Origin of the sequence: Shigella sp. FJ200513 (assembly GCF_040495915.1) — a bacterium.
Classification (GTDB): domain Bacteria; phylum Pseudomonadota; class Gammaproteobacteria; order Enterobacterales; family Enterobacteriaceae; genus ECMA0423.
Window position 1 is genome coordinate 1 of sequence record NZ_JBDYCV010000303.1, and the last position, 344, is coordinate 344.

Annotated in this window: 1 protein-coding gene; it reads left to right on the forward strand. The window is 52.6% G+C overall.

What is annotated here, in order from left to right; translation table 11 throughout:
- Positions 1-344, forward strand: a 344-nt coding sequence (locus tag ABZJ92_RS22365) for a portal protein (RefSeq protein ID WP_353765471.1), incomplete at both ends; no start/stop codon positions are given.

Genomic DNA, 344 nt, shown 5'->3' on the forward strand with positions numbered 1-344 from the left:
ATCCGACGCCTGCCAATCCATGAAGCCTGCTCACACGTCATATGGGACGCCAACAGCAAGCAGATGGATAAGAGCGACGCTAAGCACTGCACGGTGATTAACGCCTTGTCGCGCAATGGCTGGAAAGAGTTCGCAGAGGATTACGGTATTGACCCGGATACCCTGCCATCTTTCCAGAATCCTAACGATACATGGCTATTCCCGTGGGTGTCGAATGATGTCGTCTACGTCGCTGAGTATTACGAGGTAGAAGAGGAGAAGGAGAAGGTCTTCATCTACCGCGACCCGCTGACAGGTGAGCCGGTCAGCTATTACCAGCAGGATATCAAAGACGTCATCGACGA